Origin of the sequence: Sulfitobacter noctilucae (genome assembly GCF_000622365.1) — a bacterium.
Classification (GTDB): domain Bacteria; phylum Pseudomonadota; class Alphaproteobacteria; order Rhodobacterales; family Rhodobacteraceae; genus Sulfitobacter; species Sulfitobacter noctilucae.
This window is the reverse complement of record NZ_JASC01000007.1, coordinates 56,960-76,965: the sequence shown is the minus strand read 5'-3', so window position 1 is coordinate 76,965 and position 20,006 is coordinate 56,960. Positions and strand designations below refer to the sequence as shown.

23 protein-coding genes are annotated in these 20,006 nt (G+C 54.8%); 2 read left to right on the top strand and 21 right to left on the bottom strand.

Annotated features, from left to right (window positions below):
• Positions 1-3 precede the first annotated feature (3 nt).
• Positions 4-1,779 (bottom strand): RcgA family putative transporter, encoded by a 1,776-nt coding sequence (locus Z945_RS0106120; RefSeq protein ID WP_152541084.1) that lies wholly within the window; start codon positions 1,777-1,779, stop codon positions 4-6.
• A gap of 443 nt (positions 1,780-2,222) precedes the next feature.
• Between Z945_RS0106120 and Z945_RS0106115 the strand changes: the two genes are divergently transcribed.
• The gene (locus Z945_RS0106115) at positions 2,223-3,587 is read left to right on the top strand and encodes an ISNCY family transposase (RefSeq protein ID WP_025051225.1); all 1,365 of its coding nucleotides are present in this window, start codon (positions 2,223-2,225) and stop codon (positions 3,585-3,587) included.
• 459 nt (positions 3,588-4,046) lie between these two features.
• Here the strand turns inward: Z945_RS0106115 and Z945_RS0106110 are convergent, their stop codons facing one another.
• The 12 genes from Z945_RS0106110 to Z945_RS0106050 all read right to left on the bottom strand — a co-directional run bounded on the left by Z945_RS0106110 (position 4,047) and on the right by Z945_RS0106050 (position 14,565).
• Complete coding sequence (locus tag Z945_RS0106110; RefSeq protein ID WP_174412329.1) at positions 4,047-5,459, bottom strand: sialidase family protein; 1,413 nt, start codon at positions 5,457-5,459, stop codon at positions 4,047-4,049.
• Positions 5,395-5,835: a c-type cytochrome gene (locus Z945_RS0106105; protein WP_037970692.1), complete on the bottom strand. Its 441-nt coding sequence runs from the start codon at positions 5,833-5,835 to the stop codon at positions 5,395-5,397. The genes Z945_RS0106110 and Z945_RS0106105 overlap by 65 nt, the downstream gene beginning before the upstream one ends.
• Before the next feature lie 14 nt (positions 5,836-5,849).
• Positions 5,850-7,115: an ABC transporter transmembrane domain-containing protein gene (locus tag Z945_RS0106100; protein WP_241434469.1), complete on the bottom strand. Its 1,266-nt coding sequence runs from the start codon at positions 7,113-7,115 to the stop codon at positions 5,850-5,852.
• A gap of 48 nt (positions 7,116-7,163) precedes the next feature.
• A complete protein-coding gene (locus Z945_RS0106095; RefSeq protein WP_025051221.1) occupies positions 7,164-7,697 on the bottom strand; it encodes a cupredoxin domain-containing protein in 534 nt (177 codons plus the stop codon).
• Positions 7,698-7,803: 106 nt separating this feature from the next.
• Positions 7,804-8,580, bottom strand: a complete 777-nt coding sequence (locus Z945_RS0106090; RefSeq protein WP_025051220.1) for a copper-binding protein — start codon at positions 8,578-8,580, stop codon at positions 7,804-7,806.
• A 48-nt stretch (positions 8,581-8,628) separates the two neighbouring features.
• On the bottom strand, positions 8,629-9,987 hold the full coding sequence (locus Z945_RS0106085) for a multicopper oxidase family protein (protein ID WP_152541082.1): 1,359 nt from the start codon (positions 9,985-9,987) through the stop codon (positions 8,629-8,631).
• Positions 9,988-9,998: 11 nt separating this feature from the next.
• A complete protein-coding gene (locus Z945_RS0106080; protein WP_025051218.1) occupies positions 9,999-11,462 on the bottom strand; it encodes a TolC family protein in 1,464 nt (487 codons plus the stop codon).
• A gap of 296 nt (positions 11,463-11,758) precedes the next feature.
• Positions 11,759-12,271 (bottom strand): hypothetical protein, encoded by a 513-nt coding sequence (locus Z945_RS0106070; RefSeq protein ID WP_152541081.1) that lies wholly within the window; start codon positions 12,269-12,271, stop codon positions 11,759-11,761.
• Positions 12,272-12,317: 46 nt separating this feature from the next.
• Positions 12,318-13,094, bottom strand: a complete 777-nt coding sequence (locus Z945_RS20020) for a DsbA family protein (protein WP_025051215.1) — start codon at positions 13,092-13,094, stop codon at positions 12,318-12,320.
• Positions 13,094-13,882: a MauE/DoxX family redox-associated membrane protein gene (locus Z945_RS0106060; RefSeq protein ID WP_025051214.1), complete on the bottom strand. Its 789-nt coding sequence runs from the start codon at positions 13,880-13,882 to the stop codon at positions 13,094-13,096. The genes Z945_RS20020 and Z945_RS0106060 overlap by 1 nt, the downstream gene beginning before the upstream one ends.
• Positions 13,883-13,899: 17 nt before the next feature.
• Positions 13,900-14,028 carry a hypothetical protein gene (locus Z945_RS20940; protein WP_277618915.1) on the bottom strand — a complete coding sequence of 43 codons (129 nt, stop codon included), beginning with the start codon at positions 14,026-14,028 and terminating at the stop codon, positions 13,900-13,902.
• Positions 14,029-14,031: 3 nt separating this feature from the next.
• The gene (locus tag Z945_RS0106050) at positions 14,032-14,565 is read right to left on the bottom strand and encodes a DUF305 domain-containing protein (protein ID WP_025051213.1); all 534 of its coding nucleotides are present in this window, start codon (positions 14,563-14,565) and stop codon (positions 14,032-14,034) included.
• A 105-nt stretch (positions 14,566-14,670) separates the two neighbouring features.
• Between Z945_RS0106050 and Z945_RS0106045 the strand changes: the two genes are divergently transcribed.
• Positions 14,671-14,943: a metal-sensitive transcriptional regulator gene (locus Z945_RS0106045; protein WP_025051212.1), complete on the top strand. Its 273-nt coding sequence runs from the start codon at positions 14,671-14,673 to the stop codon at positions 14,941-14,943.
• 6 nt (positions 14,944-14,949) lie between these two features.
• On the opposite strand, the gene Z945_RS19440 is transcribed toward Z945_RS0106045, so the two are convergent.
• The 8 genes from Z945_RS19440 to Z945_RS0106010 all read right to left on the bottom strand — a co-directional run bounded on the left by Z945_RS19440 (position 14,950) and on the right by Z945_RS0106010 (position 19,964).
• Positions 14,950-15,351, bottom strand: coding sequence for a hypothetical protein (locus Z945_RS19440; RefSeq protein WP_025051211.1), 402 nt, complete (start codon positions 15,349-15,351; stop codon positions 14,950-14,952).
• The gene (locus Z945_RS0106035) at positions 15,351-16,778 is read right to left on the bottom strand and encodes a multicopper oxidase family protein (protein ID WP_025051210.1); all 1,428 of its coding nucleotides are present in this window, start codon (positions 16,776-16,778) and stop codon (positions 15,351-15,353) included. Before Z945_RS0106035 ends, Z945_RS19440 begins: the two co-directional genes overlap by 1 nt.
• A 14-nt stretch (positions 16,779-16,792) precedes the next feature.
• Complete coding sequence (locus Z945_RS0106030; RefSeq protein ID WP_025051209.1) at positions 16,793-17,671, bottom strand: copper resistance D family protein; 879 nt, start codon at positions 17,669-17,671, stop codon at positions 16,793-16,795.
• Positions 17,672-17,674: 3 nt separating this feature from the next.
• Complete coding sequence (locus tag Z945_RS0106025; RefSeq protein ID WP_025051208.1) at positions 17,675-18,019, bottom strand: copper resistance CopC family protein; 345 nt, start codon at positions 18,017-18,019, stop codon at positions 17,675-17,677.
• Positions 18,016-18,480, bottom strand: coding sequence for a c-type cytochrome (locus Z945_RS0106020; protein WP_025051207.1), 465 nt, complete (start codon positions 18,478-18,480; stop codon positions 18,016-18,018). The genes Z945_RS0106025 and Z945_RS0106020 overlap by 4 nt, the downstream gene beginning before the upstream one ends.
• A complete protein-coding gene (locus Z945_RS0106015) occupies positions 18,477-18,971 on the bottom strand; it encodes a DUF411 domain-containing protein (protein WP_025051206.1) in 495 nt (164 codons plus the stop codon). The genes Z945_RS0106020 and Z945_RS0106015 overlap by 4 nt, the downstream gene beginning before the upstream one ends.
• Before the next feature lie 92 nt (positions 18,972-19,063).
• Positions 19,064-19,378 carry a hypothetical protein gene (locus Z945_RS20465; protein ID WP_152541080.1) on the bottom strand — a complete coding sequence of 105 codons (315 nt, stop codon included), beginning with the start codon at positions 19,376-19,378 and terminating at the stop codon, positions 19,064-19,066.
• Between the two features lie 67 nt (positions 19,379-19,445).
• Positions 19,446-19,964, bottom strand: a complete 519-nt coding sequence (locus Z945_RS0106010; RefSeq protein WP_161634082.1) for a hypothetical protein — start codon at positions 19,962-19,964, stop codon at positions 19,446-19,448.
• Positions 19,965-20,006: the final 42 nt, after the last annotated feature.

The window sequence follows — 20,006 nt, the reverse complement described above, 5'->3', positions numbered from 1 at the left end:
CACCTAAAATGTTCGTAATCTGGGACCGGATAGTACGTGCAGCGACGCCAACGTACTGGCCGCAACGAGAAAGGAAAATCCGGCAAACCTTCCCACAAGTACCAAGTTGAAGGATAGCAGCCCAATGATGGCAAGCATCTTCACAATTGCGAGCTGGTCACGGGAAAAAGGGTAGTCCTGATTGTAGACAGACAGGCGCTCAAAGACAGTCTGAATTTTCAGCGCACAAACTATGAAGATTGTTACTGTCACCACCATCATAAGGAAGGTGGTGAAGTGGCTGATAGAGGTGTTTTCCAACCATCCGTTGCGAATGCTCGTCGCACCAAAAACACTCAGCGCATCGGTCCTCAGCCAAGTCACGAAGTCTGGGCCGTCAGAGGACAGATAGGTGATCTGTAACTTGACCAGCGATGCAAGCCACAGCGCAAAGACAGCTATGCGGAAGCAGCCCCATACAATCTTCTGCCCTTCTTTTCGGATTTGGTTCGTATCCGCATTGCTTCCTTCAAGGTCGGCGGTCGTGCAAAGGTCATGATAATCAAGGACAACGATGACCAGAAACAGCAATCCAAACATGAAGATCGCGATGTAGGACGCCGTGTAGAGATAGCCAATGAATGACAAGGCCATGGCTTCTCCCACAGAAATGACCTCGGGACGCACCAGTGCGACCAGGTATCTATCAATCTGGACGCCGTTGGTGTCGCCGGAAAGATAAGCAGGCATGTAGATGCCGGCCCACTGGAACCCGAAAACGAATAGGAAGCAGAAGGAAGCAATTGCCCAGAAAGAAAACGAGAAATCGTTAACTTTCGCATACCATGCTTCGTTGCTCTCGGAATGGACTGAAATCACATCGTCCGGTGTGCATTTGAACCGGCCGACACGCTTCCAGTAAGTGTTCAAATCGCTCACGTAGAAAATAAACGCAGGCAGGGCGACCAACGGCAGCACAGTGAGTGTTGGTGCCCAAATGAAGCCGACTTGTTTGTCCAGTCCATCGACGGGGCTGAATGTGACACTTAACGTATTCAGTACATAATTGAGCAAACCCAATCCGCAGAAAGCGAGCCAGTATGCGATCAACAGGTTCATTGATCCTGAACCACTGAGCATCCATTCGCACTTTTCAGGGAGAGATCTCGCACAACGATTACCGTCATCGGTTGGGGTTGCAGAACTCGTGCTAACGACAAAGTTAGACGACCCCGACACCTGTGGCATGACAATCCGCAATGACTCGGTTTCTGAAACCTCAGAGCAGCTATCCATGCGTTTTCTCTCACGTCGTTGGCTGGTCAGGCGATCCTTTGAAGCCATTAGCTCCGCTTGCCATTTACTTGTTTCTTCAGGGTCGTTGCATCCGAAGATTCGGGCGAGCCAGCGAATATTGTCGTTGCTGATACCGTTGTCGTTGTCCTGAAACCACGTCTGCACCGCACGAAGTTCTACGCCTTTGACGTTCTCTTCGATAGCGGTGATCGCGTCTGCGAGTTTTTCAGCTGTCCAAGGTCCGTCCGGAAGACCGTTCGGATCTACAGGCCGTCCTGCGCCAGAGGCCGCCAAACGAGCAAAAACCTGCTTAAAGTTACCTTGGTTTTGCTGCGGTGCGACAAAAAACTTACCATTTTTTATCAACGATTTGCGCGCCTTTTCTGCGCTTCCATGCGTTACTTTGCACATTTTATCGTGCGCGTTCGAGGTTTGTAAGAACAACTCAAGGGCGAAGCGAACTACCGCCCAAGCGCGCCTGCTCAAGCGCGAATTACTGCTCACAGGACGTATCAATCGAGGGAGATGGCAGTGGCAACAATTGTCAAAACGACGATGATATCGACCGGTCCAATCACTGTCCGGAGAACTGCGCGCATACGCGCAGACAACTCACATTTGCCTGGTGCCGAACCCAAGCGAGTTCATGCACGGGCGATTAAGCGCATTTTTGATAGAGAAACTGGCGAATTAGTCGGTTGGCTCTATGAGTGGAACACCGGGTCGTTGGTACCGAGGTGGAAATCCAAGGCACATGAGGATGTCGTATACAAGTGATTGACCTGTGAGCTTGCAATCCTTATCAAAACAAGGTCAGTAATATTGACTTATTTAACATAACTCTGATTATGCGTTAGGTCAGTGTACGCGCAAAGTTAAAGTGTCCCACATCTGCAAAGTAGAAGTGTCACACTTCCCTGTTGATCAAGCAGGATTGGAGTGTGGCCGTGGGATTGATAATCATGAGCGAGCGCGAGCTGAACCGGATTGAAGTACTGAGCCAAGTAACCCAAGGAACGATGACTGTCGTGACAGCGGCCAATGTGTTGGGACTGAGCCGACGACAAGTTCAGAGGCTGCTGAAGGATTTCCAGACCGATGGTCCGGCTGCGATCCGGCACAAAGCGCGCGGTCGCCGGTCGAACAACCGGATTGATCCTGCGATACGTGAGTTCGCGGTGACGCTGGTCCGCGAGAGCTATATCGACTTTGGGCCCACATTTGCGGCCGAGAAGTTGGCGGAAGATCATGACCTGAAGGTTTCGCGTGAGACGCTGCGCAAGTGGATGCAGGACGCTGGGATCTGGCTGAGCCGCAAGCAACGTCGCACATTTCATCAGCTGCGTTTGCGCAGAGAGTGTCTGGGCGAACTGATCCAGATCGACGGATCTGATCACCATTGGTTTGAAGATCGTGGTCCACGATGCACCCTGCTCGTCTTCATTGATGATGCGACCAGTACGTTGATGCAGCTACGGTTTGTCACGTCTGAGAGCACGTTCAGCTACTTTGAAGCGCTGGATCTGTATCTGGCGGCGCATGGTCGTCCTGTCGCGTTTTATTCCGACAAGCACACAGTGTTCCGCGTCGCCAATCAATCGGCGAAGTCCGGGCACGGGATGACGCAGTTTGGTCGTGCTTTGAACGCGCTCAACATCGAGATTCTTTGCGCAAACAGTTCTCAGGCCAAAGGCCGTGTCGAACGCGCCAATCGCACACTACAGGACCGTTTGGTCAAAGAACTCAGGCTTGCAGGCATCTCGGATCTGGACGCAGCCAATACGTTTCTGCCTGCTTTCACGGACCGTTATAACGCCAAGTTTGCAAAGGTCCCGCGCCGCGCTGACAACCTGCACAGGCCGATGAACATTGAACCCGATCGACTGCGAGATGTGTTCGCGCTCCAAGACGAACGGCTTGTTGGGGCGCAACTTGCATTCTCTTATGAACGCCAACGGATCATCCTGGCCGAGAATGAGATCACGCGCGGTTTGCCAGGAAAGTACGTCGACACCTATGCTTTCCCAGACGGGCGCTTTGAGGTCCGCTGGAAGGAAGTGTCGATCCCCTACTCCATCTTCGACAAGGATCAGCGCGTGACCCACGCGGCGATCACCGAGAACAAACATCTCAGCGCGGTTCTGGAACACGTCAAGACCGAGCAGGACAAAGCGCCTCCAAAAAAATGCCGGGCTGGCAAGCAAGCGACGCGCTATCAACCAACCGGCAAGCGCAACGATGGCTGGAACTCAAAGCTGGCCATTAGAGCCAAAAAGAAACTGGGGGAAGCCGCGCAAACAGCCGCAGAATGAACACGCCCGCATGGCTGTTCAGCGCTCCGATATGTGAGGTCTACGCACTGCCCAGCCATGCTCCAACATCACCAAGTGGGACATTTCTACTTTGCACAGAGGCGGACATTTTAACTTGGTTGCATTGGTTGCAACAGTCAGTACTGCTGATCTATATGCCCTGTTTCAGCAATTGAAGCCCATCCCTGTCTGATGGCAATCGAGACATCGCAGCCGTTCGCTGCGGGAAGTACGAACTGGTAAGATGCAGACAAAGTGGACATTCAGTTTTCAGCCTTTGCTGATGCAGCATTCACTCGGACGCCCAGCAAGTTCTTGGTGTAGTGCAGCATATGTCGCCGAACCGATCATTCAAAGCCACTGCGAGCCCCTGATTTTGAACCGTTCTTTCGCTGTAGCGAGGACCTACAATAAGATCGTGGATTGCCTCTATCCAGTTCCTCGCTTTAACCATGAGGATTACCTGGCGACAGGCCGTATCGCTACTTCGACACCGAGAACGGTTGTCCCGGCCAAGTCGCCCGCGGCAGTTCCAGTCCACGCAACCAAAACGCCCGCCGCTGATCGCGTCATCCTAGGAAATCCCACCGACTCTCTCCCACGGTTGATGTGGAGCGCTTGCGGCGAGGTGCATCCGCTCGCTGGCGAGACTCGGCACATGACTATTGCCTCCCCGTTGTTCGCATACTCCAACCAAAGTGCGAGCGCCGTTCCGTCAGGCATCAGCAAAACATCGACGCGACCTGCGGGCGACCCAAGATCGAGCGGCAACGGCTTACCAAATGAGCCACCCCCATCTTTTGAGAAAGCAATCCGAACCTTTGCTTCACCTTTAGCACCGGTGAACCACACCACGACGGCATTGGCCCCCAACGCATCGACGGCTGGTCCGTTAACGGGGCAGCCCGAGATTTCCCAGCCATCAAAGTGGATTGAATTGGGCCGTGTCCATCCATCTTTGGTCAACCTAACAACTGAAATATCGCGAATTTCTTCCGCCGTCCGGTCCCTGTAAACGGCTATGATGTCACCTGCTTCGTTGCGGACCGCAGATGTCTGGCAGCACGTACAGGCCCGAGGGTCCAGCAGGCTTTCTGACCCCATTAATCCGTCCGGGGAAATGCGACGTGCGCGGACCTGCATGGCATTCTCAAAGCTGTCGTCTGTGGCTTGATTGTTGTATGCACGTCCATCCAGCCAAAGAGCTGTCAGTCCGCCGCGGTGGTCAGGAATGAGTGAAACGAAACCGTGTTCACGCTTTGACCGGTCATCGTGGGGAATGATGGGCGCTGTCCAGTTCAGGCCCTCATCGGGAGAGAATGCGATGTTTACATCGTACTGGTAGTCGTCCGTTCCGTTCAGTTCCAGCCAATGCGCTGCAAGCGTGCCATTGGTTAGCGCAACTACTGACGGAAAATCGGCCCAGTTGACGAACATCGAGGCAGACTGATGAATGGTGCGCGCAGGCGACCATTGGTCATCGTCCAGCACGGCCATCTTGACTGCCGTGTCAGTTCCAATCTCTTCGGTCCAACTCAGGACGATACGGCCATCCTTCAGGGTGGCAAGGGAGGGTTCTCTCGCGTTCAGGCCGACCGGGGGATCAAGAGCGGTGAGGTTGAACATTGCACTTTCTTGGGCATGACCAAGGGGGACGATACCAAAACAAAGACTGGCACCAAGTAACAAGGGCAGGACCAGTCGATTTCGAACCGGCTTTACCAATGCGTGCCCTGAACGTTGTGGCAATCGTTCTCTAGCTTTCCGAAAACGCTGCAAATCTCTTCCTTTCATCCGCATCTGCGGTTCAATTGATCCCATTCGCACGCTGCAATGCACGAATGTAGGCCACAATATTGAGAACATCTTCATTCTTCACGCCTTCAACTGCTGGCATGTTACCGAATTTCCAATGGTGCGCCCGAACGCCATTTTGAGCCGCAAGGACAAACGCCATGTCGCCGTGGTGGCTCGGTTCATAAATTTTGTGTACGAGCGGTGGTGCAACGCCGTTCTGACCCTGCCCATTGACGCCGTGGCAGGACGCGCAGACCACATCGTAGGCACGCTTGCCAAACAGCTCTTGCTCCTCGAATCTGGGGGGCAACTGGACGGCTGCAAGCGCACCTGTGGGAAGCGCCATGCCTTCACCAACCTGATCGCCTGTATTGGAATTGGAGGTCTGCATGACGTACCATCCTGCCGCAGCAACAGCGATCAGAGCAAAAAGTATTGCTGCCCATTTCATTCTAACAAACTCCCTCATGATGTTGCGGTGGCCCCATGTCCCTGAAAGGGCAAACCTGGTTTCCCTAGCGTGGCTCGCTCGAATTGACTGACGTCTTCCAGTACGCTGTCAACTACTCGGCCTTTTTCTGACTGCTGGTTCGATTTGGAAAAAAAGTCAGTGATTTCCTGGTACCGGATCCGTGTGTCTTCCAGGGTCTGATAGTAGCGGAAAAGTTCCTTCAATGGTGCAGAGAAGTCCTTGTGCGCTGCAAGCACGGCCACCAGCGCGCCGAGTGTAATCCGACCCTCAATGACAAAATATCCACCCAGAGAATAGAACAGGAACGGCGTCAGTGCAGTCAGGAAGTTATTGAGCGCCTTAATGAAGAATTTCAGGCGAAAAATCTTCCTACGGACACGCTCAAGTTCTCGAAAACGCGCGCCCGCAGGCAGCAATCCGAGCGCATTTGAGTGCTCACCACGCAATTGGTCGCTTAGCTGTCTGCCGAGCAACCGGACCTCCTTGATCCTTGTACGAGAGAGGGCGTTGACCTTCCTCTGCAGCTTGGGAAGCAGCACGAGTTGAATTGGCAGCACAGTCAGCGCAGCCGCACCCAATACAGGGTCTTGAACGAACATGAACAACAGGATCGTCAGAAGTGTACCGCCTTGAAGTATTGGCAGAGTCAGCACATCGGCTGCGAAGCCGCCCACGGGTTCGACCTCTTGTGCGAGGATCGGGACGATTTCACTTTTGTCGGAAGAGTCCGGATCACTGCGCCATTGCCGATATACCAGTAACCGAAAGCGCCGCAAAAAACGCTCTGCAACATAGCCCTTGAAGACATTGAGACCATATTTGTTGAGCCCATTCAAAAGAATAGCCAGCAGATAAAGGCCGCAAAGAAGCATCAAAAAAACGAGCTGATCGACGTCCTGCCCCAGAACGACAATAGGAAACCGATCAGAATCCAATGCGTTGTTCACAATCTGCTTTGGCAATTCAAGCGTCAGATAGAGAATTGGCATTGCAATTAGGCTAAGCATGATCATCAATGCCTGCTGCTTTCTGGAATAGCGCAAGACGGTGCTGAAGAGGCTGCTATCAAGCCCCCGTATGGGCTCAGGATGAAACTTGGTCGGGCGTCGGCGTTTCCAGAGCTTCAGAATCCCGCGTAGTGCGAAGTAGGAGCCAACGGCGATCAGAAGCGCTGGAGCCAAGACCAGGATGAGATGGATAAACGGATGAACCCAGTCTGGAGTGGCATCGTTGTAATCGTAGCCGAAACCAGCAGCCACCTCGTGGACTAGAGCATGATATCTATCCTTGAGCGACACCGGAGTACTTCAACCCTCTGACTTGGGAGCAAGGTGGTCGTGCACCATGATCACACCCCACATGCCCGCTTCGCGATGTCCAGTGAGAAGGCAGACAAACTCCAGATTCAAAATGTCAGTGAATTCCCATATCAGTTCGGCGCTTTGCCCACTTTGAACAGTTACCGCGTTGGGATCGTCATGTTGCATGTCAGGATGGTCACGCATCCATTGCTTATGCTCTGCAACCTCGCTGAATGAGCCGAGAAAGAATTCGTGATCCAATGCACCCAAGTTGCTGATCACAAACCGGACAACCGATCCACTTTCAATGTGTATGGCGTCCGGCTCAAAGAGCATGTAGCCGCTGGCGGTTTCCTTGATGGTTATCTCAACCGTTCTGTCGAACAAGGAGCCATCACTGGGTTTCCCAATTGGTTCATGGCCCGGGAGTTCGAATGCTCGCGCATGAGGCTCTTGGCCTTTGCCACTCGCGGCGTCCACTGAAATAGCCGGGAACGCCAGCGACACGACAAAAGCACAGGCTCTGATGAACGTCTTCATGATCAATTCCTCCGCAGTGCTTGGTTATCGAGAATTGGTTTGCTTGCTTAGACCAGGCTGAGAAGTGCAAGGGGCCAGGGCGTGTGCCCGGCCCCTTGCGCAGTCATCACTTCATCTGTGTGACGGTCAGCTTTCCTTTTACCGGCTCCGCGACAAATTCGATGTCCTGACCCTCGGACATTCTGGAAATCATGGCCTCATCGGCCCGGAAAACCATGGTCATTGCAGGCATATCCAGATTAAGCAACGGGCCGTGGACGATGGTGACCTTGCCCCCTTTTGCATCGATCTTCTTAATTTTGCCTTGGGTGTATTCCACGTCCGCCTGAGCCATTTTCTGTGACACCTTGATTGGCCCATGCATGCCGGATTCGTAGTGCCCAGGGATCAGACACGCGAACTCAAACGTACCGGCATTGGCGAACTTCCAGATGACTTCGCCGGATTTGCCTTCGTCGAGACGCACCGAATTGGGATCGTCATGTTCCATATCCATCTCGGCCATCGCCATCTTGTGTTTGGCATTGCCCTCGACGTCGTCAATGACAAACTCATGCTCCAGCTCACCGTTATTCATCACGTTGAACCGGATCGTTTCGCCTTGTTCAAATTCAAAGCTGCTCGGCTCAAAGATCATCTCGCCGTCGTCTGTCTCCCGCATGATCACATCGATCGTGCGGGTCACGCCATCTGCCATTCCCGGCATGCCCGCAGCCATCATTGCGTGTGCATCGCCGTGACCATCATTTCCATGGCCTCCGTCGCTGTGACCGTGGGCTTCTTCGGTCTTTACTTCATCATGGCCTCCGGAATGGGTGCCTGCCGCATATGCCGGCATCCCCAAGGCGAACGCGATTGCAGTTGTCAAAAGAAGGTTTTTCATCAGTTTTTCCTGTGTTCTAAAGTTGGTTCGAGTGCGTCGAAAGGCCGATCAGCCTTTCGATGTTGGCTTGGGCGTAAGAATCGTTTTCGGGCTGTTGTTCGATGCGAATTCAGGCAGTTCGCCTGTCCATTCGTAAGCTTGTTCACCCGGAGGGTTTTCGTACCAGCCGGGATCGGAGTAATCGTCGGCACCGATACCTTCACGGACCTTAACGACCGAGAACATGCCACCCATCTCAAGTGGCCCATGCGGACCCCAGCCATTCATCATTGGAATGGTGTTGTCGGGTAACTCCATGGTCATTTTGCCCATGTCGCCCATCCCTGCAGTGCCCATCGGCATGTATTCAGGCTGGAACTGACGGATCTTCTCGGTCAGTGGTTTCTTGTTCACACCGATGAATGTAGGCACATCGTGGCCCATGGCGTTCATTGTGTGGTGTGATTTGTGACAATGGATCGCCCAGTCACCCAAATGGTCAGCGACGAACTCATAAGCCCGCATCGCACCTACCGGGATGTCGATACTGACCTCGGGCCATTGCGCCGATTCAGGCACCCAGCCTCCATCGGTGCAGGTCACCTTAAAGTCATAGCCGTGCATGTGGATGGGGTGGTTGGTCATTGTCAGGTTACCAACGCGGACACGAACTTTGTCGCCGCGGTTCACGACCAGCGGGTCGATATCCGGGAAAATTCGGCTGTTCCATGTCCACAGGTTGAAGTCCGTCATTGTCATGATGCGCGGCACATAGGTACCGGGATCAATGTCGAATGCGTTCAGCATGATCAGGAAATCTCGATCAACCGGCATGAATGTTGGGTCTTTGGGGTGGACCACAAACATGCCCATCATGCCCATCGCCATCTGAGTCATCTCATCCGCATGCGGATGGTACATGAATGTGCCTGATTTGATTAGATCGAACTCGTAAACGAACGTCTTTCCCGGTTTGATGCCCGGATGGCTGAGCCCGACAACACCGTCCATACCTGACGGCAGGATCAAGCCGTGCCAATGGACCGAAGTCTCTTCCGGAAGCTTGTTGGTCACATAGATACGAATACGGTCGCCTTCGACCGCCTCGATCGTCGGCCCTGTGGATTGACCGTTATAGCCCCATAGATGCGCGATCATGCCATCGGCCATCTCCCGCTCTACTGGCTCGGCAACCAGATGGAACTCCTTCACACCATTGTTCATACGGTAGGGGAGTGTCCAGCCATTCAGCGTAACAACTGGAGTATAGTCGACACCCGACGAGGGTCTCGGTGTCACTTGAGTTGCAGCTGTTTCCATCAGTGCAGCTTCAGGCAAACCCATGTTTAGCGTCTGGCCCCAAGCCTTCGAAGAAACCAGCGTTGCACCTGCAGCACCAGCCCCGAGTAATTGACGTCTATTAAGCATATCAGTTCCTTTCAGTGTCCTGCGCCGCCACCAGCGGCAAGTGTTGCGCCTTCACCACCAGCACCACCGCTGCCTGCACCGCCGCCGTAAATGGCTGCGGTCAGATCGGCTTGAGCCGTGTAAAATTCGCGTTTTGCATTGGCTGCTTCCAGCGATGCGGCAAGTTTTTCGCGCACATCCGTCAGCAGTTCGAAGGTGTTGGTGATCATGCCGTTGTAGGACAGCAACCCTTCCTCCTCGACGGTCTGGCGCAATGGAACCAGAACGTCTCGGTAGTGTCGCGCGATCTTGTATGAAGCGTGATAGGCGGTTTCAGCACCCCTCGCTTCTGAGCGAACATTGACCGCCTTCTCGGCAAGGACGTTTGCCGCTTGCAAATAGGCGAGTTCGGCCTTGCGCATCCGGGCCTTACCTGTGTCGTAAATCGGGATCGCAAATTCGAGTTCGACCTGCGGGGTGGTCTCGGTTTCCGTTTCGCCGTCCTCTGCTTCACGCTCGGTCTCGAACCCTGCGATGATTTCAAGGTCAGTGACCAAGCGCGTTTGGTCTGTCAGACCGAAAGCTGCTGCTTGCGCCTCAAGCCCCAGCTTTGCGACCCTCAAGTCCAAACGATTTCGAAGCGCTCGCCCTTCAATATTGGTCACGCGACCCACCGAGCGTGGCAATGCTGGAAGCGCATCGGGTACGAAGTAGTTGACCTCAGTCCCCCATAGACCCATGAGTTTTGTAAGGTCTTCTTTCGCCCTGGTGGCGTTGAGACGGGTCTGTGCAAGCTGCCCGGCAAGTTCAGCATTGAACGCCTGCTCACGGGCTTGCCCCGCTTTGTTGAGCGCTCCTGTTTCTCCCAACTTTCGGGCGAGTTCCGAACCTGCGTCAGATGTGGCTTTTGCCCTCTTGAGATAGCTGACAGCTTCGAAAGCGGCGACAGCATTGATCCATGCTTGTCGCGTTTCATTTGCCAACGTCAAAGTATCATTTACCGCTGTCAGCTGTGCGGCACGGAAATTGACATCAGCCAAAGCAACCCGTTGTCTGCGCGTCTTGGCATCCAGGATATTCGTTGCAATCATGCCTTCGATTGCCCGGTAAACACCAAGTTCCGCGGCTCCAATGCCCAGCACACCAATCGAAACCACCGGGTTCTCCAGCGTCGATTGTTGCCATGCTTCAGCAGCAGAAAGCCCGACATTTGCGTAGGAGGCTTGTAACCCCTTATTGTTAAGCAACGCGACTTGAACCGCCGTATCGGCCGAAATGGTTTTTCGATGGACCATGCCGTGAACCTGCTTTTTCAACGCAACGTTCTCAGCTTGGGTTTGAGCGAACGCGGTGCGTTTGCCGATTGCGGCTGACGTCTGACTCGCCACGTTGGCGAACCCAGCTTTCGGTTCAGTGTAAATCCCTGGAATCGCAGTCGCACAGGCCCCCAATAGAATGGGAAAGCTCACGGCCATCGGTATCTTCAATACCCGCATCAGTTGCCCTCCGATTGCTCTTGATTGACGCTTCGCCAATCGCGCGGGCCGGTGGGGCCGCGATACGTGTAGCCAGCCAACGGATTCTGATAGCTGATGGGGGACACAATCGCCGTGTTCGTAGCGGCTTGCTGCGCGGTGATATCGGGGAGAGGCGTAGGCTCGGACGCGCACGCGCCTAACCCGAGGGCCGAAGCCCCTAGCAAAAGTTGGATTTTCATGAATTTTACCTGACTGATGAACTTCGGGATCACGCACGCTTAAGCGCGATACGAAGACCCTCTAGGGGCCCGTAATCAGATCAGGGATTGGGGAGGGCGCAGAAAGCCGGAGGGCTTAATCGAGTCGCTCTGCGCATACAGCGTCAGATATTTTTCGCCAGTTGGCTGGATTGCCGCATCAACAGTGGTGTCGTCCAGCACGACTGAAGAGCAAATGCCGCTGCAACATTGACCAGTCGATTCATCGTCACTAGGCGACGCGGAGGTTGAGCCGCAACTGGACTGCGTTGCATGTGAGGACATATAGCTGATCGAGCCGTCGCTTGCATCATGGTCATGCTGAGTGGCCGAAGCGTGGTGACCGCCATCATGCATACCGGCACCGGCATGGGATGCCGAAGGAGGCGCAAATACCAAAGTCAACACAAGTGCGAGGCACGTGAGTACCTTGTACAATGAAGAAATGGAGCGACGTCGATACATAGGGGGGGTATCCGATACGTGGAACTCTTTGTCAATACTGCCTGAAATTTGAATGAGACATTGTATTGGCAGCTTGTTGACCATTGATGCGGGTTTCGGAAACATTACCCTAGACCCATCTTAGCCCCTCACGCACCACATGCTCTGGGCATCATGCGGTTAAACAGGGGTTGCTGACTTCCAACTCAATAAGTCGGCTCAGGGTGTTCGCAGGAACCGAGCCCATGAAAACTGTCCGGCCAATCGCGAATGCGGGTGTACCGTAAAAGCCAAAGACATCGGCAATCGCGGCGGTCATTTGCAGCCGTTGGTCAATTGCTTCGGACGCCATGTCCTCTAACAGACGGTTGGCATCGAGCCCTATATTTTCAGCAATGACTGCAACAAAGCTTTCATCGGTGATCGCAGGGGTTCGGATCAGACGTTGGTGCATGTCACGGTATCCACCTTGTAGATCGGTAGCCAGGACCGCGCGACTGGCCGTTGCGGAGGCGACACCCAGAAGAGGAAGCTGGTGTCGTACAATTGTGAAACTGTTTGGTTTACTCAGATTTAGATCAGATAACCTGTCATCCACGATCCGACAGATAGGACAGGCGAAATCCGAGAACATTGCTACCGACACAATATCAGATTTCTGAGTGCCGTAGAAAGCCGAGCAAGGGTCTGCACGCACGATATCTTTAAGTCTGTCATTCGTTTCCGGTTCAGGCTCTCCTGCATCGAGACCCGCAAATATTGCAGCTGCGGGTGTCGCCGAGCCGCTTCCAAGAAAACGCCGGAACGGCGGCGCACTTGGGATGTCTTCAAAGGTCAAGTCTGGCGTGCCAAGGGACGCAAGGTACGGCACACCTTTTACCCAGCCCACTACCGCAAGGGCACCACCTGCCAGCAGTGCCCGACGCCGCCAGTCAATTTGCGTTGTCATTAAACGACGATCTTAATGAGCATGACGATGGCCATCCCCATCATCATCAGGTTTTCTGTCAAGCTGACAAAACCCAGCGGCACGTTCGCGCCGCCGCCCACGCAGGCGCATTTCAATTCTCGTTTGTCGATGTAAACCGCCTTGAACACACTGATCGCGCCAACAGTGGCGATAAACAGCGCCGCAGGCGCGGCGAGCGGGGTCAGCAGCATTCCCGTCATCAGAATGCCTGCGCCGGTCTCAACCCACGGATACACATAGGCATATGGCACCCATTTGCGCGCCAGCAGGGCATAGTTCAGGAACATCGTCGTAAAGGTTTCGATGTCGCGCAGCTTTTGCATCCCAAGCAGGATCATTGAGATCGAGATGAACCAGCCCAACGTCTGCCATGTGATTGCACCAAGGAATCCAATCGAAAGCACGAGTGCTGTCGCGGCGGCCACAGCAAAAAGATAAAGGACCGGTGCATAGGTTTTCGCATCAGGATCGTAGTCGGTGAGCTTTTGGCGCAGCGCGTCATATCCGCCGACCCGCTCGCCTTCGATCCAGACCTGTGGGGTGGTCGGAACATCGTGTTCTTCTTTGAATGCATCGACTTCCGACCTTTCTCGAAACAGCCGATCATCCACCTTGTATCCTTTACTGTTCAAGAGCCAGCGTGCCTTCTGGCCCGCAGGGCACAGATGATTGGGCAAAGCCATACGATACAGAACGGCGGTCTTTCCGGTGGCGGACGTGGCGGGATCGGTTGTGACGTCTGCAACGTCGCGGGTGTCCTTTGGCATAATTATTCTCCTTGCAATCAGCGTCCGCCGGAATTGCGAACAAAGTAGACGATACCTGCGATCAGAAAGACGACAACAAGCATGGCAATTATCCCCATGCCGCCCATCATCCAGCCTGCGCCATCGTGCATTTCACCATTCATCATCGTTCAGTTTCCTTCTTGGTTACGGGCGGTGCCTGCGGGCGCATCCCCATTGGCTTCAATATCCGCAATGTATCGCTTCATTTCCGCAATCTCGCCGCGCTGCGCTTCGATGATTGTAGTGGCCAGCTCCTGAACGCGGGGATCGGAAATGTTGGCGCGTTCACTGGTCAGGATCGCGATGGAATGATGCGGGATCATCGCCTTCATCCAGGCAACATCGCCAACTGTGTCCTGTGAGCGAACAAGAAAAAGACCGGCGGCGAAGGCAATGGCTGCACCTGCAAAGATCGCGATATTGGCTTTTTTGTTGGAATACATGCCCAACATGAACGCCAGCATGATGATCGCCATCATCCCACCCATATAAAGCGCCATCCACATCCGCGTTTGCGAAAAAAACACGTGATCCAGCGCGTAGGTGTTGAGATACATCAGGCCGTACATCACGACCGTCGATGTGCCGATCATGGCAAAAAACCGGCCATATCCGCTGCCTTTGCTGGACTGGCTATTGTGATGCGTACCGTGCGATTCCATTGTAGTATGCTCCTTACGTGCCATTGGCTGTCTTTCTGGTATACCCATATGGGGTATATAACCAAAATGTCAGTCGTTGGTTCCAAAAATAGGGAGCGCCGTTGGATGAAGGCAAACAAAGACAAGACTCTGGACCGCCTGTCACGGCTCGAAGGACAGGTGCGTGGTGTCGCAAAAATGGTCGAAACCGACCGTTACTGCATGGATATTCTGGCACAGACAGCGGCGATCCGTTCGGCGGTGTTGGGTGTGGAGAAGCTGGTGCTGGAAAACCATGCGCAACATTGTGTTGAGTCCGCCATCGAAAGTGGCGACCCCGAGGAACAGAGGGCCAAGTTCGACGAACTGATCGGCCTTTTGCAAAAGGCGTCGCGGTAGGTCTTCTCAATCGAGTGTCCTCCCGCGCCAAAGCATCGTCGCGAGCGCCATTGCCAGAACCACGTCGATTCCAAGACAAAACGGTCCCCACCAACCTGGTGCGGGGTTCGCAATGACCAATCCGACAAATACATCGAAGATTCCGTGCGCAAGGAGCGCGGCGGCAAGTATCCAAGACGAAGTGCGCGCGCCGATGATTACCAGTCCCGCGAAGCCTGCCGCGAGACCCGTATGGACAATAATTTCCAGCGTGTCGCCCGACTGGATCGCAAAGACAACGTAAAAGGATGCGATAGCCACCATTGTCGTGGCCCAAGTTCCTCGCTGGTTGAGCACACCACCGAGTACCATGAGCGCCACCGTGGCACCGCCGAGGCCAACCCCAGCCAACAGGGGAACCCAAAACATCACGCGACCTCGAACCAGCCCATCATGCCGGAGGCTTGATGCGAGAGCATGTGGCAATGCAGCATCCAAACACCGGGATTGTCCGCGACGAAAGCAATTTCCAATGTTTCGTCTGCACCGATCATAACAGTATCCCGAATATCGCCAGATGTGTTTGACGCACCGCTGCGGGCCAGAACCTCGAAATGATGGCCGTGTAAGTGAATGGCGTGCGGGAACATAGAACGGTTGGTCATTTCCATATGCACCGTCCGACCCAAGGATGTTCGGAACATTGGCGCATCCATACCATTTGCCACACCGTTGAAAGCCCAGACCATGCCGTTTGACGAGAGTTCGCGAAAATCCATAACCTTGCCCTGATATTCGGTTTCCAGCATTCCGCGCATTGCCCCACCTTCCATCAGCAGCGTTTCGCGTTGCGGGTCGGTGAGATCAGGCGCAGGAAGCGTTCCCCATGCGGGCAAGGCTCTGACATCGGCATGGACCGTAGTGAATGCGTCACCAGCAACAGCGAAAGACGCTATTTCCACCAACTCACCATTACCCGGGTCCAATAACAGAGCGATTTGCGCGTCAGGGTCCATAGGAGCATCTATGACGACATCTGCCCGTTGCGCTGGTCCCAGCAGAACAGTTTCTATCGCGCGTGGTTGGACAGGATGACCGTCCAGCGAGATCAAATGCGGCGCAAGCCCTTGCAGAACCAGAGGCATAATCCGTGCTGTCGCCGTGTTTATGAGGCGAAGCCGTACTCTCTCGCCGGGCCGAATTTCCAGATTGGGATAGGCCTTGCCATTTACAGTGACCGTGTTTCCCATTCGCCCGCCATGGGCAGCGGCATGAAGGTCATCCCACCGGTCCTCGACGATCGTGGCATCCGCGTCGAGCAACCAATCATCAAGAACCAGCGTGACCTCGCGGGTTGCAGCTCCAAGTTCACCCAACCAAGGTTCGCGATCCTCCACGATCAGGGGGCCTGCCAAGCCCCGCGCGACCTGCTCCGTGCTACGATTGTGCGAATGATACCAATAGGTGCCAGGATCAGGGGTCACGAAGTCATAGTCGAAGCCTTCACTCGGTGGCACCGGTGCTTGCGTCAGCGGAGCGGCTCCGTCCATCGCGTTTTCAATACGGATACCATGCCAATGAACGGCGGTCGGTTGCGGCAGATCGTTGACCAGCCGGTATTGGACCCGCTCACCGGCGGTGACGCGGATTTCAGGTCCGGGAACTGTGCCCGCATCTCCCGTGGCGTAGGACCAGACTGGCGTTGCAGGGTATCCATCAGGGGCGAGCTGCGCCGTAGACGTTGAGGCTCGCAAAACCGGCAGGCCGGTCTCCGCAAACACTGCGCGCGGCAGTATTGCCGCTCCGAACAGTGAAGCTGTACCGGTTAGAAGGGTTCGTCTTGATGGTCGTGTCATCGGATTTTCTCCAATCAAAGATTCACTGGCGGGGTCGTGATCGAGGTGAGTGTGGCCGTTGCCAACAGGATTAAGGCGACGGCGACGACTTCCATACGGATGGAGCGACGCAGTCGCCCGCCTGCGTCGTCTTTGTTAGCGGCGAGAGCTGGGACAAGCTGGAGCTTATTCTTTGCGGCGAGGCCAAGCAGTCCAGTGACAACGCAAATTTTAACAATCAGCGTCCAGCCATAAGCCGTTCCAAATAATCCGCTGAAAGACCCGATCATGAGCCACGCAAATGACACACCCACGACAACGAGCACTGCAACGGTACCGCTGGCAATGATGCCGAAGCGATGAAGGAGAGCTGCGCCGTCTTTGTTAGCGGCAGACCGATGCAGGGGAGCCAACGCCCCAACCCAGAAAGCCGCGGCCAACAGATGCGTCACCACAAGTACCGCCAGTATCCAGCGCGGATCACCCAAGGAGTGACCGACGAAGGCATAAGACATGGCGATCAGTAGCGCGCCAAGAAGACTTGCAACTATCCCGATGGTGCCCTCGATTAGGACGGCAACGATCAGCAATGCACCCGCGCCGCGCCAGATCGCAGCCGTCCCGAGGGGGCTGTCCCAGACAAAGCTCAGCATCATCGCTTCTATCGCCCCGGATGGGCCCATTCCTGAAATACGGGCGGCGCGGATGCCAAAGCGTAGCGCTAGAACTGCAAGACCAATGAGAGCGGCAATGACGGCGAGTTTCCGAGCGAGGCGTAGCACGTCATCAGGAGCAGATCGGAAGGCGGCGAGAAACAACGGTCCTCCCATAGCAACCAATGCCGCTGCATATCCGGCGGCTTTTGCAATGATCGCGGCAAGCGCCCACCCGTCTATCGGGGCAAGACCTTCCATCACTTAGTCAGCAACCGTGAAGCTGAAAGTGCCCTGCATTGGGTGGCCGTCCGCTGACAAACCACGCCAATCCACCGAGTAAACCCCGGCCGGCATAATTGCAGACGGCATAGCGCGAAACTCCGTCACCGGATCGAGACCGGTTTCGCGCATGATCTCCACATCTCCGTCTGGTCCCGTAAGGGTGATGGCGGTGACACGCATCGGATCATCAAAGCGCAGTTCGATGACCTCAACCTTCTCGACAGTTGATTCATTTGCCGGAGTTGTGGTTTCGGCTTTTGAGTGGGCCAGCGCAGCTGGCGCAATCGCCAATGTGGCCACTAAGGCCAGAATTATTTGTTTCATTGTCTGTTTTCCATTTCGTCATGCCGGTCACGGATTTCCTGCGGCCAAGTCGATTTAATATAGCTAAGGACGGCGATGATCTCATCATCCGTCAGGACACCCTCATAGACAGGCATATTGGATTCGTAGTCAGGATCACCGATCAAAGCGGCGGTTCCGTATTTTGTAAGTCGAAACAGCGTGTCGCCGTCATGGTGCCACGTATGTCCGGTCTCATCATGAGGTGGCGCAGGAAGTCGTCCGTCCGAGCCGGGCGAACGCCAGTTCGACTCGCCTTCGAGGTTCGCACCATGACAGGCCGCACAGTTATCGGTATAGATTGTCTGCCCAAGGGCTACCACGTCCGGGTCCGAGGCATAGAGAACGGTTCCGGCTGGTGCAGACGTTCCCCACGTAAAGACGAGTACAGCGGTTCCAGCCAGAACCGCTGCACCAATGCCCATCACCATAGTCCGGTTCATAGGCCTGCCTGATAAAAGACTTCGCCATCACCGGCATCCCCGCCGAAGGCCAACACATCATACCGCGCGGTTGGATCGTTCCCCATGCCGGGGGAGCCGCCGGGCATTCCGGGCACGGCAATCCCAGTGATGTCTGGGCGTTCATCTAGCAACTTGGTTAGGGCCGCAAAAGGCACATGACCTTCGACCACATAGCCGTCGATCATCGCGGTATGGCAGGCCCACATCGTGCCGGGCACATCGTTATCCAGCTTAACACTGGTGACGTCGGCGGTGTCTGTCACTTCGATGTCATAGCCCTCTTCGCGGGCCAAAGCGACCCATGCGCCGCAACAACCGCAGGTTGGACTTTTGGTCACGTGCATCGTTCCGTGATCGGCGATGTTGGAATGACTTTCCGCATGGGCCATTTCGACCACGCCAAAGGAGGCGAGTCCAAGCGTAAGAACAGCGGCAGGGGCGAAGGCGAGTAGTGTCTTGATAGGTTTCATGTCTTTTCCTCTCGACAGAAATACGCGCGGGTAAAACCCGCTAAGATGTGATTGCAAATTCTAAGCCCGCGTCCAAACGGACACGGAACGCATCACACCGCGCGGGGAGGGTCGAGGGGACCGGATGGATCAAAGCCCGTCAGAAGAAGGCCAGCACTGAAGAACACATTTTCGCAAGTCACAGGAGCAACGTCTTGGAGTGGCGTACCGGGAACCAGCGCAGACAAAACATGACAGGTCGAGGTACGCTCCGAGCTTTCTGAACAGCAGGCCGATTGATCGTCAGCCATTTCGTCCATTGCTGCGTGGCTTTGCTCCACGGTCAACGCGTGGCTAGCGTCCATTGCCCCCGATACAGAAGCGGACAACGTTACCATGATGACAAGAAGGAGCCGGACAAAATACATGACGTATACCTACATGGGGTATGTGGACATTTGCAAGCCTAAGCTACGCTACATCCTGTCACGGGTGTCAGTGGCTGTGCGCATCTTCACCACGCGCCATCATCAGGTGGTGTTCGCGGTGATGGTCCTGACTCGCCATCAACCCAAAGAACCCCAGCCCCTTAATTCTGGCGATCACAGCAGGATCATCACTGGTCACACGCAACTCAATGCCGCTTTCCAGTTCTGAGACTTCCACTGTCCAGCGCTCATCCCGCGCGAGCTGCGCTGCGTGAGCGGGAACCATCCGGCCAAGCGTGGCGAGCGTTTCCGTATCGCCCGTCGCCAGCCCCGACAAACCGTTTGGTAGTATTGTTTCCGTGACGATCGTATCCGTGATCAGTCGATCCATGTCCACCAAGTGCGCGCGCAAGCCCGCCAAATCCACTTGTGCCCAGTTCGTGTCGGGGTCGGCTTCCAGCACGCGCACGACTTCGGACAATGCCGCAAAAGCCCCTTGCCCCGGTTCAGTCAGTTCGGTGCCGCCAGCAGGTAAGTCTTGGGCATGCATCGCATGATCCATTCCTTCGCCGTGATCAGTATGCATCGTTTGCGCCAAGGCAATCGCCGAACCGCCAGCTACAGCAGC

Excerpts from the sequence above, each read along its gene's own strand:
- Z945_RS0106070 (WP_152541081.1), bottom strand. The coding sequence starts at position 12,271 with ATGTTTCCGAAACCCGCATCAATGGTCAACAAGCTGCCAATACAATGT.
- Z945_RS0106085 (WP_152541082.1), bottom strand. The coding sequence starts at position 9,987 with ATGCTTAATAGACGTCAATTACTCGGGGCTGGTGCTGCAGGTGCAACG.
- Z945_RS0106105 (WP_037970692.1), bottom strand. The coding sequence starts at position 5,835 with ATGAAATGGGCAGCAATACTTTTTGCTCTGATCGCTGTTGCTGCGGCA.
- Z945_RS0106045 (WP_025051212.1), top strand. The coding sequence starts at position 14,671 with ATGAAGGCAAACAAAGACAAGACTCTGGACCGCCTGTCACGGCTCGAA.
- Z945_RS0106010 (WP_161634082.1), bottom strand. The coding sequence starts at position 19,964 with ATGCATACTGATCACGGCGAAGGAATGGATCATGCGATGCATGCCCAA.
- Z945_RS0106030 (WP_025051209.1), bottom strand. The coding sequence starts at position 17,671 with ATGGAAGGTCTTGCCCCGATAGACGGGTGGGCGCTTGCCGCGATCATT.
- Z945_RS0106020 (WP_025051207.1), bottom strand. The coding sequence starts at position 18,480 with ATGAACCGGACTATGGTGATGGGCATTGGTGCAGCGGTTCTGGCTGGA.
- Z945_RS0106080 (WP_025051218.1), bottom strand. The coding sequence starts at position 11,462 with ATGCGGGTATTGAAGATACCGATGGCCGTGAGCTTTCCCATTCTATTG.
- Z945_RS20465 (WP_152541080.1), bottom strand. The coding sequence starts at position 19,378 with ATGTATTTTGTCCGGCTCCTTCTTGTCATCATGGTAACGTTGTCCGCT.
- Z945_RS0106060 (WP_025051214.1), bottom strand. The coding sequence starts at position 13,882 with ATGCCAAAGGACACCCGCGACGTTGCAGACGTCACAACCGATCCCGCC.
- Z945_RS20020 (WP_025051215.1), bottom strand. The coding sequence starts at position 13,094 with ATGACAACGCAAATTGACTGGCGGCGTCGGGCACTGCTGGCAGGTGGT.
- Z945_RS0106015 (WP_025051206.1), bottom strand. The coding sequence starts at position 18,971 with ATGAAACCTATCAAGACACTACTCGCCTTCGCCCCTGCCGCTGTTCTT.
- Z945_RS0106110 (WP_174412329.1), bottom strand. The coding sequence starts at position 5,459 with ATGAAGATGTTCTCAATATTGTGGCCTACATTCGTGCATTGCAGCGTG.
- Z945_RS0106090 (WP_025051220.1), bottom strand. The coding sequence starts at position 8,580 with ATGAAAAACCTTCTTTTGACAACTGCAATCGCGTTCGCCTTGGGGATG.
- Z945_RS0106025 (WP_025051208.1), bottom strand. The coding sequence starts at position 18,019 with ATGAAACAAATAATTCTGGCCTTAGTGGCCACATTGGCGATTGCGCCA.
- Z945_RS0106050 (WP_025051213.1), bottom strand. The coding sequence starts at position 14,565 with ATGGAATCGCACGGTACGCATCACAATAGCCAGTCCAGCAAAGGCAGC.
- Z945_RS0106095 (WP_025051221.1), bottom strand. The coding sequence starts at position 7,697 with ATGAAGACGTTCATCAGAGCCTGTGCTTTTGTCGTGTCGCTGGCGTTC.
- Z945_RS20940 (WP_277618915.1), bottom strand. The coding sequence starts at position 14,028 with ATGATGAATGGTGAAATGCACGATGGCGCAGGCTGGATGATGGGCGGC.
- Z945_RS19440 (WP_025051211.1), bottom strand. The coding sequence starts at position 15,351 with ATGTTTTGGGTTCCCCTGTTGGCTGGGGTTGGCCTCGGCGGTGCCACG.
- Z945_RS0106035 (WP_025051210.1), bottom strand. The coding sequence starts at position 16,778 with ATGACACGACCATCAAGACGAACCCTTCTAACCGGTACAGCTTCACTG.